The sequence below is a fragment of the Bradyrhizobium sp. HKCCYLS1011 genome, from assembly GCF_051167795.1.
In the GTDB taxonomy this organism is placed as follows: Bacteria; Pseudomonadota; Alphaproteobacteria; order Rhizobiales; family Xanthobacteraceae; genus Bradyrhizobium.
Genome location: NZ_JBNPTT010000009.1, coordinates 277,051 through 292,041, shown reverse-complemented (window position 1 = coordinate 292,041; position 14,991 = coordinate 277,051). Strand labels below are relative to the sequence as shown.

The 14,991-nt window shown below is 61.6% G+C and carries 15 protein-coding genes and 1 pseudogene; 6 read left to right on the top strand and 10 right to left on the bottom strand.

The annotated features are described in order from the left end of the window. The first annotated feature begins 291 nt into the window (after positions 1-291). Positions 292-741: a DUF1127 domain-containing protein gene (locus ACQR1W_RS28940; RefSeq protein WP_434853973.1), complete on the top strand. Its 450-nt coding sequence runs from the start codon at positions 292-294 to the stop codon at positions 739-741. A 167-nt stretch (positions 742-908) separates the two neighbouring features. On the opposite strand, the pseudogene ACQR1W_RS28935 reads toward ACQR1W_RS28940, so the two are convergent. The 4 genes and pseudogenes from ACQR1W_RS28935 to ACQR1W_RS28920 form a co-directional block, all read right to left on the bottom strand. Continuing rightward, positions 909-1,001 (bottom strand): annotated as a pseudogene (locus tag ACQR1W_RS28935) (IS5/IS1182 family transposase); the annotation flags it as partial. A gap of 135 nt (positions 1,002-1,136) precedes the next feature. Then, positions 1,137-1,631, bottom strand: coding sequence for a DUF302 domain-containing protein (locus ACQR1W_RS28930; RefSeq protein ID WP_434853972.1), 495 nt, complete (start codon positions 1,629-1,631; stop codon positions 1,137-1,139). 62 nt (positions 1,632-1,693) lie between these two features. Next, positions 1,694-2,569, bottom strand: coding sequence for an alpha/beta fold hydrolase (locus ACQR1W_RS28925; protein ID WP_434853971.1), 876 nt, complete (start codon positions 2,567-2,569; stop codon positions 1,694-1,696). A 139-nt stretch (positions 2,570-2,708) separates the two neighbouring features. After that, positions 2,709-3,479 carry an alpha/beta hydrolase gene (locus ACQR1W_RS28920; RefSeq protein WP_434854043.1) on the bottom strand — a complete coding sequence of 257 codons (771 nt, stop codon included), beginning with the start codon at positions 3,477-3,479 and terminating at the stop codon, positions 2,709-2,711. A 213-nt stretch (positions 3,480-3,692) separates the two neighbouring features. Between ACQR1W_RS28920 and ACQR1W_RS28915 the strand changes: the two genes are divergently transcribed. Beyond that, positions 3,693-4,655 (top strand): cupin domain-containing protein, encoded by a 963-nt coding sequence (locus ACQR1W_RS28915; RefSeq protein WP_434853970.1) that lies wholly within the window; start codon positions 3,693-3,695, stop codon positions 4,653-4,655. A 14-nt stretch (positions 4,656-4,669) separates the two neighbouring features. Here the strand turns inward: ACQR1W_RS28915 and ACQR1W_RS28910 are convergent, their stop codons facing one another. Next, positions 4,670-5,260 carry a TetR/AcrR family transcriptional regulator gene (locus tag ACQR1W_RS28910; RefSeq protein ID WP_434853969.1) on the bottom strand — a complete coding sequence of 197 codons (591 nt, stop codon included), beginning with the start codon at positions 5,258-5,260 and terminating at the stop codon, positions 4,670-4,672. A gap of 179 nt (positions 5,261-5,439) precedes the next feature. Between ACQR1W_RS28910 and ACQR1W_RS28905 the strand changes: the two genes are divergently transcribed. Next, positions 5,440-6,342, top strand: coding sequence for a helix-turn-helix transcriptional regulator (locus ACQR1W_RS28905; protein ID WP_434853968.1), 903 nt, complete (start codon positions 5,440-5,442; stop codon positions 6,340-6,342). 4 nt (positions 6,343-6,346) lie between these two features. On the opposite strand, the gene ACQR1W_RS28900 is transcribed toward ACQR1W_RS28905, so the two are convergent. Then, positions 6,347-6,643: a hypothetical protein gene (locus tag ACQR1W_RS28900; protein WP_434853967.1), complete on the bottom strand. Its 297-nt coding sequence runs from the start codon at positions 6,641-6,643 to the stop codon at positions 6,347-6,349. A 78-nt stretch (positions 6,644-6,721) separates the two neighbouring features. Here ACQR1W_RS28900 and ACQR1W_RS28895 point away from each other — a divergent pair, with 78 nt between their 5' ends. After that, a complete protein-coding gene (locus ACQR1W_RS28895) occupies positions 6,722-7,699 on the top strand; it encodes an alpha/beta hydrolase (protein ID WP_434853966.1) in 978 nt (325 codons plus the stop codon). 151 nt (positions 7,700-7,850) lie between these two features. Here ACQR1W_RS28895 and ACQR1W_RS28890 read toward each other — a convergent pair whose 3' ends face one another. After that, positions 7,851-9,224 (bottom strand): sensor histidine kinase, encoded by a 1,374-nt coding sequence (locus ACQR1W_RS28890; protein WP_434853965.1) that lies wholly within the window; start codon positions 9,222-9,224, stop codon positions 7,851-7,853. Continuing rightward, positions 9,221-9,901, bottom strand: a complete 681-nt coding sequence (locus tag ACQR1W_RS28885) for a response regulator transcription factor (protein WP_434853964.1) — start codon at positions 9,899-9,901, stop codon at positions 9,221-9,223. The genes ACQR1W_RS28890 and ACQR1W_RS28885 overlap by 4 nt, the downstream gene beginning before the upstream one ends. A 349-nt stretch (positions 9,902-10,250) precedes the next feature. Here ACQR1W_RS28885 and ACQR1W_RS28880 point away from each other — a divergent pair, with 349 nt between their 5' ends. Together ACQR1W_RS28880 and ACQR1W_RS28875 are read left to right on the top strand one after the other, a co-directional pair. Continuing rightward, positions 10,251-11,138 (top strand): MipA/OmpV family protein, encoded by an 888-nt coding sequence (locus ACQR1W_RS28880; protein WP_434853963.1) that lies wholly within the window; start codon positions 10,251-10,253, stop codon positions 11,136-11,138. Between the two features lie 36 nt (positions 11,139-11,174). Then, positions 11,175-11,918 carry a hypothetical protein gene (locus ACQR1W_RS28875; protein ID WP_434853962.1) on the top strand — a complete coding sequence of 248 codons (744 nt, stop codon included), beginning with the start codon at positions 11,175-11,177 and terminating at the stop codon, positions 11,916-11,918. A gap of 108 nt (positions 11,919-12,026) precedes the next feature. Here the strand turns inward: ACQR1W_RS28875 and ACQR1W_RS28870 are convergent, their stop codons facing one another. Continuing rightward, complete coding sequence (locus tag ACQR1W_RS28870; RefSeq protein ID WP_434853961.1) at positions 12,027-13,085, bottom strand: hypothetical protein; 1,059 nt, start codon at positions 13,083-13,085, stop codon at positions 12,027-12,029. Between the two features lie 85 nt (positions 13,086-13,170). Then, positions 13,171-14,523, bottom strand: a complete 1,353-nt coding sequence (locus tag ACQR1W_RS28865; RefSeq protein ID WP_434853960.1) for a protoglobin domain-containing protein — start codon at positions 14,521-14,523, stop codon at positions 13,171-13,173. Positions 14,524-14,991 lie beyond the last annotated feature (468 nt).

Here is a 14,991-nt window from a genome sequence, read left to right as displayed (position 1 = left end):
TCCTCCTCGTCCCACTTGCGAATATGATTTGAGCCGCGTCGACACGGCCAAACCGAACCTGAGCGCCGCGGGTTGTCCGACGTTGATATGGATCAATGGTGAAGGGCGCCGCGAGGTCCCTTGATCTTGCGCGATCGCTGTGGTAACTAAGTAGCATGATCAACGTCGTGCGCATCGCCAACCGTAAACACATGACCCGCTTCCGCTGGGCCATGGAGGGAGTCGTGCGCTAGGAATTCGACGCAACGATCTTTTCACCAGGCCCCGCCGGCGTCGGACGGGGCCTTTTGTTTGGCCACGCTCCTGCCGGCACAACAGCAGGAGCATCCGATGCCACCCCACCAGCCGAACCTCACACCCGAGACCGGGCGCGATGCCGCACGGCTCGGCCTCGACCTCTCCATCGCGTTGGTGAAAGACGCCACGGATGACGCATTACCAGCGGCGCGCCCCGATGCGTCCATCGCAGCGTTGAGAGACGCTTTGTCCGAAAAAGATGCTGCTGGACCACCGGCCATATCGGCGCAGAGCATCTTGAGTTTGCTCAGGCGAATTTGGCGCGCGTTTCAGGAGCGGCGCCAACGCGAGAGCTTGCGAGCCTGCTTGTACCACCTGAACGACAGGGAACTGATGGATATCGGCCTGACGCGCGGCGAGATCGACTCCATCGGCCCTCACCGAGCGATCGAGAGGCTCAGAGACCGCATGACGTATCCATGGCTGTCCCGGGGCGTGATGTAGCTGACGGCGAGTCACCGCAAATTCTACATACGACAGTCAGAGGGCGGATCAGCGAAGCGTGATCCGCCGCTCTTCGAAGCCGGGTGCGACGTAAATAGACCAATTCCGCTTCTGGTTCAAAGCGAAGGTGGGACGTAGCCATGTTGATTGAGCATGAGGAATTTGACCTAGAGCGTGGACGCATAACGCGCGGCCAGCCGTAGCCGGATAGATGCGAATTCGACGAAGGCAAGGTAGTTTCCCGCAAGCCTGTCGAGGCGGCGAGAGTGACAAGAAGTGTCTTGTATATGCAGGAATTCTCCTTCCGATGTCTGGCTCGCGTCATGACCACGCCCGTCGCGTTCGTCGAATTGGTGTGAGTTACCCTCGCTCATCGGCCCAAGACGTCATCCGCTTTAGCTCGCACATTCGCGTAGCAAGGTCATGATCTTCGTATCGAGATCTCGGGCGACGGCAAGGGCTTCGGAGCTGCCATAGCGCAGCAGATAGCTCTCCATCTTGTCATAAGAGATGTGCACGCCATCGGGACGCTCATCGATCAGCACTGTGACTGGAGCATAGGAGCCAGCATCGGGCACGTGCTTGACCATTTCTTTCATGATCAGCGGATTGCCGATCACAATCCGTATGATCTTGGGTGTCTTGGAGCCGGTTTCGCGACGCAGAATGTCGCCCAAGTCAAATTCAGCGAAGCGCATCAGGCCCGTTCGGCCGAGGCCAGCATGTACGACGCGTTGCAAATCCGGGAAGGATTTCGTCGCCCTGGTCTCCTTGAAGAATTCGGCCATGTCGGGTTGCCCGACCGCCGACTTGAGCGCGGCCACAACTGCATCGAATGATTTTAAGCTCGTGAGGCTGAAACGCTCCACCTCGATTTTAGCGATTGTCATTGGTCCTCCGTAACTACCCTTATGGATCGAGTGCCTTTGATCGCGTCGGAGCGCGCCAGGATTCATGCCGCCGCGGGCTGCGCATCCAGGAAGGTCCGGACGTGGCTGACGAACATCTCGTGGTGCTGAAACAGCGCGCCATGCCCTGAATCGGGATAGAGGACCAACTGGGCGTTGCTTAGTTCCTTGAACATAGCGTAGGCGTTGTTGGCGGGCAGCATGGTGTCGTGGCTGCCGCTGACCACAAGAGCGGGTTGGCGGATGGCGTGCAGAATGGCATGCCCGGGATCAGATGTGGCGCACCAGGTGATCAGCGCCTTGGCCTGCGGATCGGTTACGGCGCTGCCGTTATCAGTGTCCCGATCGTCCTTACGCACTTTCGTCCGCTTCAAGAAGGCCAAGCCGGACGACCGGCTGGCGGACGAATTCGTGAAGAACAGCGGCAGGCGGGGGTCCGGCGCATCGGTTTGGGAAAACGCCTGCTGCAGAACCGCTAGCAGGTGTTCCTCTCCGCCTCTTGGCGCGGTGCCGACGAGGATGAGCTTGCGGACCAGCCGTTCGTGTTCGGCGGCGATCTGTTGGGCGACGCAGCCGCCGAGAGAAAAGCCCAGCAGGTCGACCTCGGAAAGGCCAAGCAGATTGATGAAGGCGACTGCATCCCTCGCCATCGCTGCAATATTGTCAGGCGTTTGGCCAGTCGAGCGACCGACCCCGGCATTGTCGAACGCGATGACCGGGCGATCGGTGGCGAGAGCGTTGACGACCGCGGGATCCCATGAGTCGATGTTGCCCGAGAAGTGCTGCAGGAGAATCAGCGGCGTTCCGGTCGCGGGACCGAGGCGGCGATAAGCGAAGCGAATGCCGTGGCCTTCGACGTAACGGGTCAGCGCCGTTTCCAGCGTAGCGATTTCTTTTCTGGCGATGTCGGGTTGCGTCATTTCATCCTCCGGATGCTTGGCATGAAATAATCGAGTGGGGGGATCAGTGCGGCACAGCGAGTGAGACTTCCGCGGTCCGATGTGTCTGCATTCTCTCGGCATGACCGCTCCCGGCACGAACACGCCGGGAGCGGTACCGTCACTTCGCGAGTGTGGCCTTTTCGATCACCGCCGCGACTGCATCGGCATGAACGACGAGCGAAGCATGACTGCCGGCGACTTCCGTCGTCTGCGCCTTCATCCTGGATGCGAAAAGCTTTTGGGCCTCGGGTGCGATGACCTTGTCCTTGGTGCTGATCACGTAGAACGTTGGCTTGTCGCGCCAGGCGGCCACGTCGACGGGGGCTTCGAACGCAACGTGGTTCAATGGAAGCTGCGAGTTGGCCAGGTGCTCAGCGATTTCCGGAGGAAGGTCAGCCGCGACGGCTGACGGAAAGACCTTCGGATCGATGTACAAATTGCCCTTCGCGTCGGGATGGATCGCATTGCCGCCTTCGGTGGGCGGGCCGGCCTTTGCCAGCGACGCCAGGGATTCACCTATCTCCGGCGCAAAGGCGGAAACATAGACCAGCGCCGACACCTTGGGATCGTTACCGGCTTCCGTGATGACCACGCCACCCCAGGAATGGCCGACGAGAACGGTCTTGCCGTCCTGCTTCGCGAGCGCCTGTTTGGTGGCATCGACGTCAGCAGCAAGAGAGGTGAGCGGATTTTCGACAAGCGTGACGTTGTAACCCTTCTTCGTGAGAATATCGGCAACGGGCTGCCAGCTCGTCTGATCCACGAAAGCGCCGTGCACGAGCACGATGTTGTGGGCCGCGCCCTTGGGCAATTCGGCGGAACGGACGGAGCTGACCAACGTCGTTCCGGCCAGAAGTACGGTGGCTAGTGAGAGGAAGTTATTTAGCATTGAATGTTCCTGTTGGCATGTCGGACGAATACAGTCCGGTGGAATGGACAGGCGTTTCCAGAGAGGTCGCGGTTCTTCCATCTGCTGTTCGCGAAATGGTTGCCGCTCATCGTCGGCCCGCCGAGCCATGACCTATTCCGCGGACCTTCCGGACGATAGAGATCAATCGTCCAGATGTTGTGTCCAATCGTCCACCGGTCTACTGTCGGCGACATGGACATACTCGCCCAAGTGCTCGATCGCATACGTCTCAGCGGGACGCTGCTCTTTCACTTCGAGCTGGGCCATCCCTGGCGTCTTGAGTTGCCGCAGCGTCCCTACGCTCTGTTTCACTATCTCAGCCAGGGCTCAGCGACCCTTGCGGTCGGGCAGGAGCAGGAAATCCAGATGACTGGGGGCGACTTTGTCGTCATCACGCGCGGAGAGCCCCATGTGTTTTATTCGGATCGCCGGGCCGAGCCTTTGCGGATCACGGATATCGATCGATTGTCGCCGCGTCTTGGCTTCGTTCGTCACGGCGGCCGTGCAAAGCCGCTCTCGACCATGCTCTGCGGCAATTTCACGGTGTCGCGGCCCTTGTTTGCCAGCGTGATGGAGTTACTTCCGCCCGTGCTCTTGCTGAAGCCAACGGCGGACAGGGGGTGGCTTGAAGCAATCCTGCGGCGCTTGATTAGCGAGTCCGCGACTGAACGTCCCGGTCAACGCGTCGCGCTTTCACGATTGACGGAAGTGCTCTTTGTCGAGGTGCTCCGAAGCTGGATTGCGTCTCTCAGTCCCGGACAAGGCGGCTGGCTTGGGGCCATCTCTGACCCACATATCGGACCGGCGCTCAAGCTCATTCACGAAAATCCGGAGCTTCCCTGGACCCTGAGCGATCTTGGCCAGCGCGTAGGGCTCGGCCGCTCGGTGTTTTCGGCGCGCTTTACCAAGCTCGTCGGCCAGTCCATGCACCGCTATGTGATCGAACGCCGAATGGCGGAAGCGGCGTTCTTGCTAGAAACCAGCGATGAGCCGATCGCACGTATCGCCAGCAAAGTTGGTTACGAGACAGCGGCGGCGTTTTCGAAGTTATTCCATCGACATCACGGCGTATCGCCTGGCCGGTACCGAATATCCCGTCGCTCTGACGGCGGCGAAAGGCAAGGGGACTTTCAGGGAGCAGCGCTCGCCGATTAGGTTTGTGGCGGCCATCACCGTGCTTTCCGATCCGGCTCGATTTGGCAGCATGCGCGGATGCACAGGCTGAATCGGGCCATGAGTTCAGTTTCCGATGGGCGCTCTTCTTTCCAAGTCAATCCCAGCAAGAACAGGACCCTTGCGACCTCTGCGGCCGTGCAGACGTTGCTTGATTTGAATTCACGGGATTGGGAAAGCGCCTTGGCAATCTTCGCCTGAAACGCGGCCTTGTATCCTTCGACGCCGGTGGCAGAGAGCCGATCGCCGGCCCCGATCACATCGAAGGACTCTGGTGCGAATGTCCTGAGGTGTCGGCCGAACCAGGCGTCCATCGCTCCCATGAGCCTGCCGTGGAGCGTCGCGCCGGGTCTTGCGAGTTCACGATCGACAAGCTCCAGGCCGTCGTCGAGGTATTTCTTCATCGCCTCGCGAAACACCTCTTCCTTGCTGGAGAAGTGCAGATAAAGGCCTTGCTTCGACAGGCCGGCAGCCGCCGCCAGTTCATCCACTGACGTCTTCCTGAAGCCGTAGCGCCCGAAAACGGGCATGACGGCAAGCAGGATCGCATCTCGCCGCAGTGTGGTCTCGGAAGAAGGGTCGCTCATTCCTCCAACTTGGCTGTTTGGCCAATTCAGTCAAGTTTGGTCCGAGGGCTCCCGGACTGACACACATGCCGTGAGCGCCCGCGGACATCCGACGTGGTACGACGGCACGGCCGGCGAGGTGAAGGCGGATGAAATCCGGATCGGAGGACGTCAGGTCGCGCAACCACAGGAGTGGAATCATGCAGGACGCGCCGGACGCGGAAAGCCCGCACATTCTCGCGTTTGCACGCAGCAGCGTCGGACTCGTGCAGGTCAGGGGCGCTCGCGAACGATGGATCGCGCCGGCGCTTCTGCATGATTGTTCGACGGGCATTGAAGAATCGACCTGGACGATCACGCCCGAGACAGTGATAGGCCTCCGTCTTCAGGGCGCGACCGTCGAGGATCACAATCGCAGGGCGGTCCGCACCAGCGGGCCGGGGCGGGATTTCACCCTTCAGCCCCGGGGCGCCCAGACGCGCTATCTGGCGCGCGGGCCCATCAAGTTCGGCCAGGTGTTCTTGCCCGATGCACTGCTCGACAGAGCAGCCGAGGCCGAGAACATGTCTGCGCTTCGCGGCCGGCTTCGCGATGATCTGTCGTTCGTCCCGGAGAAGACGCTGCACATTTTGACGTCCGACTATCTCCGGCGCGCGTTTGACTCGCGCATCCCCGCCACGTCGCTTGAGATGGAAGCTCGCGCGCTTCTACTGGTCGATTGGCTGCTGCGGTTGCATCACTCGCCACATGCCGGAGTGGCATTAGGCACGGGCGGCCTGTCGCCGCGACAGTTGCGCCAGACCTGCGAGTTCATTGTCAAGCAACTCGCGCAAGACATTTGTCTGGATGATCTCGCCGAGTTGACCGGATTGACAGCGAAGCATTTTGCTCGTGCATTCAAACAATCGATGGGCTTGCCGCCGCACCAATACCTGATCGCGCAGCGGATCGAAGCGGCCAAGCGCCATCTGATCAGCGGCGACACCAGTCTCGCCCAGATCGCGCTTGCATGCGGCTTCGCCGATCAAAGCCATTTTACCGCGACGTTTCGGAAAGTGGTCGGCGTCCCGCCCGGTACCTTTCGCCTTGACCACGCGAAATGACGGCTCATCGATCCGGCGGCGCCGCGCCGCACTCAGCCTGCCGTCGAAGATCCTGCGCGGATAATGCTCCACCTTCCGCGTGATCGCGTTCGTCCTCGCCGCCGCTGTTCTCGATTTTGCGTTCCGCGAAAGCAGTACCTGCCTGCAAGGGCGAAGCGTGATCAAAAGCTGCGCCTTTTTCAACAAAGCGGGCGAAATCCAAAAGCCTCCGCGTTTGCAATTCGAATAGCGTTGGGAGCCATGGCGGATCGGCGGAAGCGGCCGTTTGTTTTGGTCGTCGTCCCCGAAACGCCTTTCTCAAGCGAGCTTTCTGAAAGCCCGAGCAAAACCGATGCGCATAACGATGCTACTATCAACTCTTTTCCTTGGAGCAACGGCCATGACCGCGAGTGCAGGGACCAATGTCGCAACAGATCCCGCTCTTGATCCGCAGGTCAGAGCGTTCCTGGTGCAGATCAACAAGGATGCGAGCCCGTTCTGGGAACTGCCCCAGCCGAAGCCGCAGGAGATCCTGAGTGGGCTGCAGAGCCAGACGCCGGTCGACATGTCCGGCGTCACCACGACCGAGCGGACCATCACCCAGGATGGCCGGCGTGTTAAGCTCTACATCGTGACGCCCGCGCACATGACCGGCAAGCCCGGCGTGTTGCTCTTCATCCATGGCGGCGTCTGGATCGCCGGCAACTTCGATAACCACAAGCGGCTGCTGCGCGACCTGGTCGTCGGATCGGGACAGGTGAGCGTGTTCGTCGAGTATACGCCGCTGCCGGCCGCGGTCTATCCGACCCAGCTCGATGAAATCTATGCCGCCCTGGAATGGGTCGCCGCGCATGCCGGCGAGCTTGGCGCCGACGGCAGCCGGATCGCTGTCGCCGGCAATTCAGTGGGCGGCAACATGACCGCGGCGCTGACATTGATGACCAAGGACCGCAAGGGACCGAAGATCAGCTATCAGGTGCTGCTCATTCCGGCGACCGACGCCAGCGTCGATAGCCAATCCTATCTGAGCTATGGCAAGGACCGCTTCCTGGCGCGCGACTTCATGAAATACGGCTGGGATCGCTACGCGCCCGACGCCAAGACCCGGGAGAACCCCTACGTCTCGTCGCTGCGTGCCAGCCTCGCGCAACTGCAAGGCCTGCCGCCGGCGCTCGTCATCACGGCCGAGAATGATCCGCTGCGCGACGAAGGCGAAGCCTATGCGCGCAAGCTCAAGGAGGCCGGGGTGAGCGTCGACGCCGTGCGCTACAACGGCACGATCCACGACTTCGTCCTGCTCAACGCGCTGCGCAATATTCCTTCGACCGAGGCCGCGATCCGGCAAACGGCTGGGCATTCGCAACCATATCGCGGCTGACTGACCGCTGTGATGGGAGAGGGCTGGCGTCGAGCTGGCGTCAACCCTCGAGTCTACGAGAAACAGAAGTCGGGTCGCGTCCCGGCCGAGATGATGAAATCGCAAATGGCAGAAGCCGATCATCGCCTGCTTTGCCGAGGGCTCCAGCAAATCAGGCTGTTTCCACATTGCCGGATCTGTTGTCACTCGTCGCTCCGGCCGTCGCTTCGGGAAAGCGCAGGCTGGCGGTGGTGCCGCCGCCCGGTGTCGAGGTGATGGTGAACTCCCCGCCATGGGCCGCCATAATCTCCTGGACGATCGAGAGGCCGAGGCCGGCGCCGCCTTCGGCGGCGTTGCCGGTCTGGAACGGCTCGATCAATTGGCGCTCATCGCCCGGCGAGAATCCGGCTCCGTCATCGCTGATCGACACGCGGCCGCGGCCGAGCGTCGCCGTGACGCGTTTGGCGCCCCTCGCGTGGATCAAGGCATTGCCGACCAGGTTGGCCAGCGCGCTGCGGACGGCGGCTTCGACCCCTTGCACGACCGTGCCGTCCTCCTCCGATTGCTCCAGCGACAATTCGATCCCGGCATCCAGCGCCGACGGGCTGAAATCGGCAAGCACATCCCGCGTCACATCCGCAAGATCGATCGGCCCCTTTTCAATCGCATGATTTTGCAGCCGTGCCAGGTCCAGCATGGCCGAGACCAGTGACGTGAGCCGACGCATGTCGCGCACCAGCGCGATCCGCAATGGAGGATCGGCGACATCCTCGATCCTGGCACGCAGCAGCGTCAGCGGCGTCCGCAGCTGATGGGCTGCATTGCCGAGGAAGCGGCGCTGCATCTTGATGTAAGCGTTGATCTCGTCGAAGGCGCGGTTCAGCGCCTCGACCAGGGGCTTCAGCTCGATCGGGACCTCATCAAGCGAAATCGATCCCTGCGGTGCCGACGGGTCAATCGCGAGCGCGCGCCGCGTCACGCGATCGATCCCACGCCCCACGAACCGCCCCGACAACCATGCGCCGATCAATACCATCGACGCGAAGGCGAGGGCCACAAGAAACAGGGGGAAGATATTGCGACCGACGAACGACATCAGCATCTGGCCGAAGCGGACCTGCGCTCCACCAACCATCATCACCAGATCGGACGGGCCCCATGGGATCACGGCCAGGCAGAACGTGGAGTTCTGGTCGAGCGTGTTGAGGACCGAGAAGCCAATCGGGCCGCCATAGGGCAGCGAGAACGGCAGCGCCGGCCTGTGCTCACCGCCGAACTCGGTGATCTGCTTCTCGTAGGACACGACATACCAGAGATTGGGGCTGATCGACTTCAGCTGCTCGACGCCACGTGTGGAGCGAATGGTCAGCGCGTGGCCGGGATCGACGACCGCAGCGTCGTAGAGAACACCTGCAGCAACGCGGCACACCACCGGCTCATATTCGCGCAGCTGGGATTGCCAGACGGCAATGGTGATGGTGGCGAGAAAGAGGACCGTTGCGGCGAGGCCGAGCGAGAGCGTAAACGTCCGGGCGATCGATTTCATCGGCTCTGCGCCATCCTGAGCAGATAGCCGATGCCGCGCATGCTGCGGATCTCGACATTGCCGCCGAGCTCGGACAGCTTCTTGCGCAGACGCGAGACCTGCGCCTCCAGCGTGTTGGATTCGATCTCGTCGTCGAAGCCGTAGATCTCCTCGATCAGCGCCGCGCGGGTGACGACGCGGTCGCGCCGCGTCAACAATGTGGCGAGGATCAGGGCTTCGCGCCGTCGCAGCAAGACCTTCTGATCAGCCACGACGGCCTCGTTGCTGTCGAGATGAAGTTCGACGTTTCCGAACGACAATGCCGGCTGAACCCGGAGCCGCGGCCGTCGTAACACGGCCCGCACGCGGGCGATGAACTCATCGGGCTCGAATGGCTTGCCGAGATAGTCGTCCGCTCCGCCGTTGAGGCCCTCGATCACGTCTTCCTTCGCGTCTTTCGCGGTCAGCATGATGATCGCCGGCCGCTCCGGCAGCTGGCTCAATGCCGTGACGATCGCAAGTGCGTCGCCATCGGGCAGCATGCGGTCGACGATCGCCAGATCATATTTGAAGTTCTTCAATGCGTGCCGCGCGTCCGAAACCGATCCGACCGTATCGACCACGCCGTGCAATTGCGTCAGCAAACGACTGACATAGGCGCCGATCTGCGGTTCGTCTTCGATCACGAGGGAGCGCACGATGAGTCTTCCTTGCATCAGGCGATCAATAAAACCACGGCAATAAAACCAGGGATCGTGACACTTGCTCTTTGGCCCGATTGTGGCGCTGGGACTTGGCCGGACAGCTTTCCTTACGCAGCCGGATTAGCGAGCGCAAGCGACAGGCTGATTGGCCGTCTGTCCTGCAGAAAAAGCAATCGGCTTCGGCTCAGGCAATGTTCGGGCAATGTTTGGTGGCCGCGCGCTTGCGTCATTGCTGGACATTGCGGCGGGCAATCTTGGGGCAATATTGGCCGGCGATTTAGGGAGGGCTCGAATCCGTACCAGCTGGCCTCGCCCAAGAGGTCGGCCGTCAAAGGTCCCTTCAATGAAGCATAACGTCGAAGCCGTTCTCCGCATGCTCGCGAGCGGCGCGTGCCGAACTCTCCTCGCCGCAACCGTCAACGCGATGCTGGCCGCTTGTGACCGCGCATCGGCCCAGACCGCATTCACCTTGCCGGCGCCGCCTTTTGAGCTGCCGCTGCTACCGCCGGTGTCCGGCAACTGGACTGTCATGATCGGCGCGGAGGGCCGGTACGGGCCGGCTTTCGAAGGAGCCAACCACAGCCTGTTCAGCCCGGTCCCGATCTTCTCGATCCGGAGGGCGGGCTCGGTGGATCAGTTTCGCAGCCCGCGCGACAACGCAAGCATCGCCCTGATCGATTTCGGCAATCTGCGCGCGGGCCCTGCGGCCAAGTTCGTGCCGTCACGAAAGGCGGGCAACTACGCCGAGCTCAACGGTCTCGGCGATGTCAAGGCCGCGTTCGAGCTCGGCGGCTTCATCGAATATTTTCCTGTCGACTGGTTTCGCGTGCGCAACGAGACCCGTGGGGGCTTTGGCGGCCATCAGGGCGTCGTCGCCGATTTCTCTGCTGACTTCATCGTGCCGGTGACGCGGGCGATCACCGTGTCCGGCGGCCCGCGCTTCACATGGGAAAGCACCAAGGCGGTCTCGCCCTATTACAATGTCGATACCGTTCAAGCGATGGAGAGCGGACTTCCGGTGTTCGATGCCAAGGGCGGTGCACACTCGGTCGGCGCTGGCCTGCAGGTGAAATATCGCATCAATCCGCAGTGGGAGGTGCATTCCTACGTCGAATATGACCGGCTGCTCGGCGACGCCGCAAAAAGCCCGCTGGTGACGGCGCGCGGTTCGGTGAACCAGACCACGGTCGGCCTCGGCGCATCCTATGCCTTTGATTTCAGGATCAGGTGAGGGGACGCGATGCACACCGCCGGTCGATACGCTTGGATGGCGACGGTCATCCTGCTTTGTATGTCGCTCGCCATCCTTCTTGTCCTCGGCAGTGGTGCTCATGCGCTGTTTGAGACACGAGACGAGAAGCTCAAATCGGTCAAGACCGTGGGGATCGTTTCGGCGCTCGGAGATCAATTCACAATGACCAGGGCAGGGCTCACCGGCCTCAACAACAGCTCTCGAAGCGTGCCGATTGCGTCCTGGGGGCTCGATGACCTGATCGTACAACAGGTGGCGGAGGCGCTGAGCATCCGCTTCCAGGTGCAGCCGGTCACCTATTCGCGTGCCGCCTTCGCGGCGATCCAGGACTCGGTGATTCCTGCGGTTGATCTCGTTCGCCGCGATCCGTTCAAGCAGCTCGTTCAGACCGGGATATCTCCACAGAGACTCGACGCCTACATCGTCATCACCAAGGCCAAAGCCAATTTCGGCGGCGGCAACCGGAAGCTGGAGGGCGTGGGCCTGGCCACCTACAGCGCGGTTCTGGAATCGTTCAGCGTGCTCCACGCGCTTTATGAGATCAGAGTTGTCGACGGCAGGACGTTTGACATCATCGAGAAACGGGCAGCCGGGCCGTCCGACGATGCATCGAGTGTCCGCCTCACCGGCCCCAGCCTCGTGATCGATGCCAATGTCGATGAGCCAGACGAGAGGTTGCGTCGGGCGCTCGTTGATCTTCTCGTCCGCAGCCTTCCGAACACGCTGAGCGACATGCACCTGATTGATCAAAAGCGCTAGCGGTCCAGCGCCCACGCAGGCGCTTCAAAAGGCGCTCGGCATCGGTGAACGGCCCGCGCGGACCGTGACCCCCAATGCGTGCCGGGCGGATGCTGAGCACCGGCGCTCTCACCACGCCGTGAGATCACTGACGAGTTGCTTGTCCAGGGAAAGGCTTTCCATGCCACTCGAAAGCAAAACGCCGCTGCGGTCATGGTGTCCACTCCCAGGCAGGTTGCGCTTGTGGTGCAAGAAGTGACCGATCTCGTGCGCCATGACGCCAATGAACGCTTCGCCACGGTCGAACACGGGTGGATTGCCCTGGTCGACAACGACGAATACCTGCTCATCAGGCAGGTATTCCCCAGCCGCCTCATTCGCCATCGCATCATAGTCGCCGACGAGAAAGCACGTGAGATCGGCGCCGCGGCCCTTGAATGGCACGATGTCCTTCCGAAAAGCATCTCGCGAGATTTTTGGCCCCAGAGCTTTTTGGACCGTAATCCACGAGGCCTCGACCGGGGTGAAAAAGATGTTGGTCTGCGCCCCGAATGTCCAGTTCAGCCTGGTGAGGAACCAGGGCACGTCATCCGGCGTCCATTTCGTGGCGTTGATCACTTTGCCCGATTGATCGAGCTGCTTGAGGAATTTGAACGCGATCTTGAAGTCTTTGCGCGGCAGAATGGCAACGTCCAACCTGATCTCTGTGTTGCCGCGCGTCGCTTTGATTTGAGGAATACCGGTACCTTTGGCCGAAACCTTGAGGCCGCGCGCAGAGGCCTCCGGCGGTGCGGTGGCGTACAGCGCGGTACGCAGACGAAGCAACTGATCGTCGCGCTCCTGGCTTTTTTGCTCCCCATAGCGGGTTTTGATGTAGTCCTGTGCGACGCGTTCGACCTGATCGAGGCGCACGTCCTCAACCTGTAGCCGATCGCGATCATACGCCAGGTGGACATCCTTGCTGTCGCGGAGGCAGACCAGGTTGAAGCCTCCCCGCGGAACGGTCATGAAGCTTTGCGCAGCGTACACACCAGATTGCTGCAAGAACTGAACGAAGCTCGCCATGGCTTTCCCCAACCACAATCCACGATGGTGTCGCTCCCGGTCCGTCGCGCCGGAGATAACCACCCGTGACCATTGCTGTCCGGTAAAGCCAGCAGCATAGCGGAAGTCAGCTTTGCGAGCCAATGTGTGGCTCCAACGTGAGCCGACACAAAACAGCCGGCGCGGGAGCGATCCGGGCCGGCTGTCGATCTGTCCGGAGGGATGACGATTAGGCCGCGCGCACGCCCTTGAGGAATTTCTCGACCTCGGCCTTGAGACGGGTCGAGTCCTGCGAGAGCGAGTGGGCTGCGGTCAGCACCTGGGAGGATGCCTTGCCGGTCGCGCTCGCACCCTGGCTGACATCACCGATATTGGTGGCGACCCGCGCGGTGCCGGTGGCGACGTCCTGGACGTTGCGGGAGATCTGCCCGGTGGATGCGCCCTGCTGCTCCACCGCAGCCGCAATGCCGGCCGCGATCTCCGAGATCTGCTTGATGGTGCCGCCGATCCGCTTGATCGAGGCGACCGACGTCTGCGTTGCGCTCTGGATGCCTTCGATCTGCTGGCCGATCTCCTCGGTGGCCTTGGCCGTCTGCGAGGCCAGCGCCTTGACCTCGGAAGCGACCACCGCGAAGCCGCGGCCGGCATCGCCGGCGCGGGCCGCTTCGATGGTCGCGTTCAAGGCCAGAAGATTGGTCTGGGCGGCGATCGAGGTGATCAGCTTGAGCACGTCGCCGATGCGCTCGGCGGTGCGGGAGAGCTCGCTGATGCCGGCGTCGGTCTGCTCGATCTGACGCACCGCTTCCTCGGCAATCCCGGTCGATTCCGTGACCTGACGTCCGATCTCGTTGACGGAGGACGCCATCTCTTCGGTGGCGGAGGCCACGGACTGGACCTTGGTCGAGACCTCGGTCGAAGCGGACGCCACGCTGGTCGACAGCACCTGGGTGTTCTCCGCCGTCTTGCTCAAGGTCGTGGCGGACGCCTCGAGCTCATGCGAGGCCGTGGAGACCTTGTTGATGATCTGCCCGACGGTCGCCTCGAACTCGTCGGCCATCTTGCTGACCAGCTGATGCTGTTCCTGCTTGGCAGCGTCGACATACACCGAGATCGCAAGGTCCATGTCGAGCATGGCTGCGCGGGTGATGGCAGTCTGCAACTGCGCCTTCTTCTCCCGCGCGCCCTGTCCGGCGAACCAGCCCTTCGCCATTTCGGCTTCGATCGCCTTTTGCAGACCGGTCATGATCATCGAATAGCCGGCGATGTACCAGCGCGGTTCGATGCCGAGCCGTTCGTGGGTCTTGCCGATCCGTGTCACCGATTTCACGTAGACGTCGTCGAACTTCGCGCTCGCCAGCGAGGTCCAGTGGTCGATCTGCGCCTGCTTGGCGTGGCGGATCACCGCCTGGTTCGGAAACAGCTTGGCGAGCTGCGGGTATTTGGTGACGTGGGCATAGAACTGGTCGAGGATGCCCGGCAGCACCCGACCGATCAGCGGGCGCAGCTCGCGCAGCGCCTCACGGGTGGTGCGATCGATACCGATGAAATCAAGTCGGGATTGAAGAGTCGTTGCGTCGTTCATCGGGAGCGTCCATGCGGCCAAAGCAATCAGGGGAGCCCATTTCCCGGGCTGCCCATTTGGTACGCGCCAATTGCAAATGTTTGGTTTCCAGTTGGTTACGCGACCGCAGAACGCAGACGCGTCTGCTGCCTGCTGGGGTACCCCGCTCCGGTCCGAAAAACATGCGAAGGTGCCGTCGTCGTGCCTTGGCGCGCATCAATGCCCTCCATGTGACTGTCCATATCTTGGGCGCGGAGCTGCCCGTAATGTAGGCAATTGTCCTCGTGGCGGTTCTGCATCTTCTGAAAACTATTGGTTGCTCATAAGGTTGAATACTCGCTCAAGATGGCATGGATCTTGATTAACTCTTAGCGACAGCACGGAAAATCGCCAGCGCACTCCGGAAAGACCGGCCTGCCATGAGGCTTGTCGCTGCGCATATCGAGCAAACGGACTCTGGCTCCACCAAGCGCCGCGCCGGAACACCTG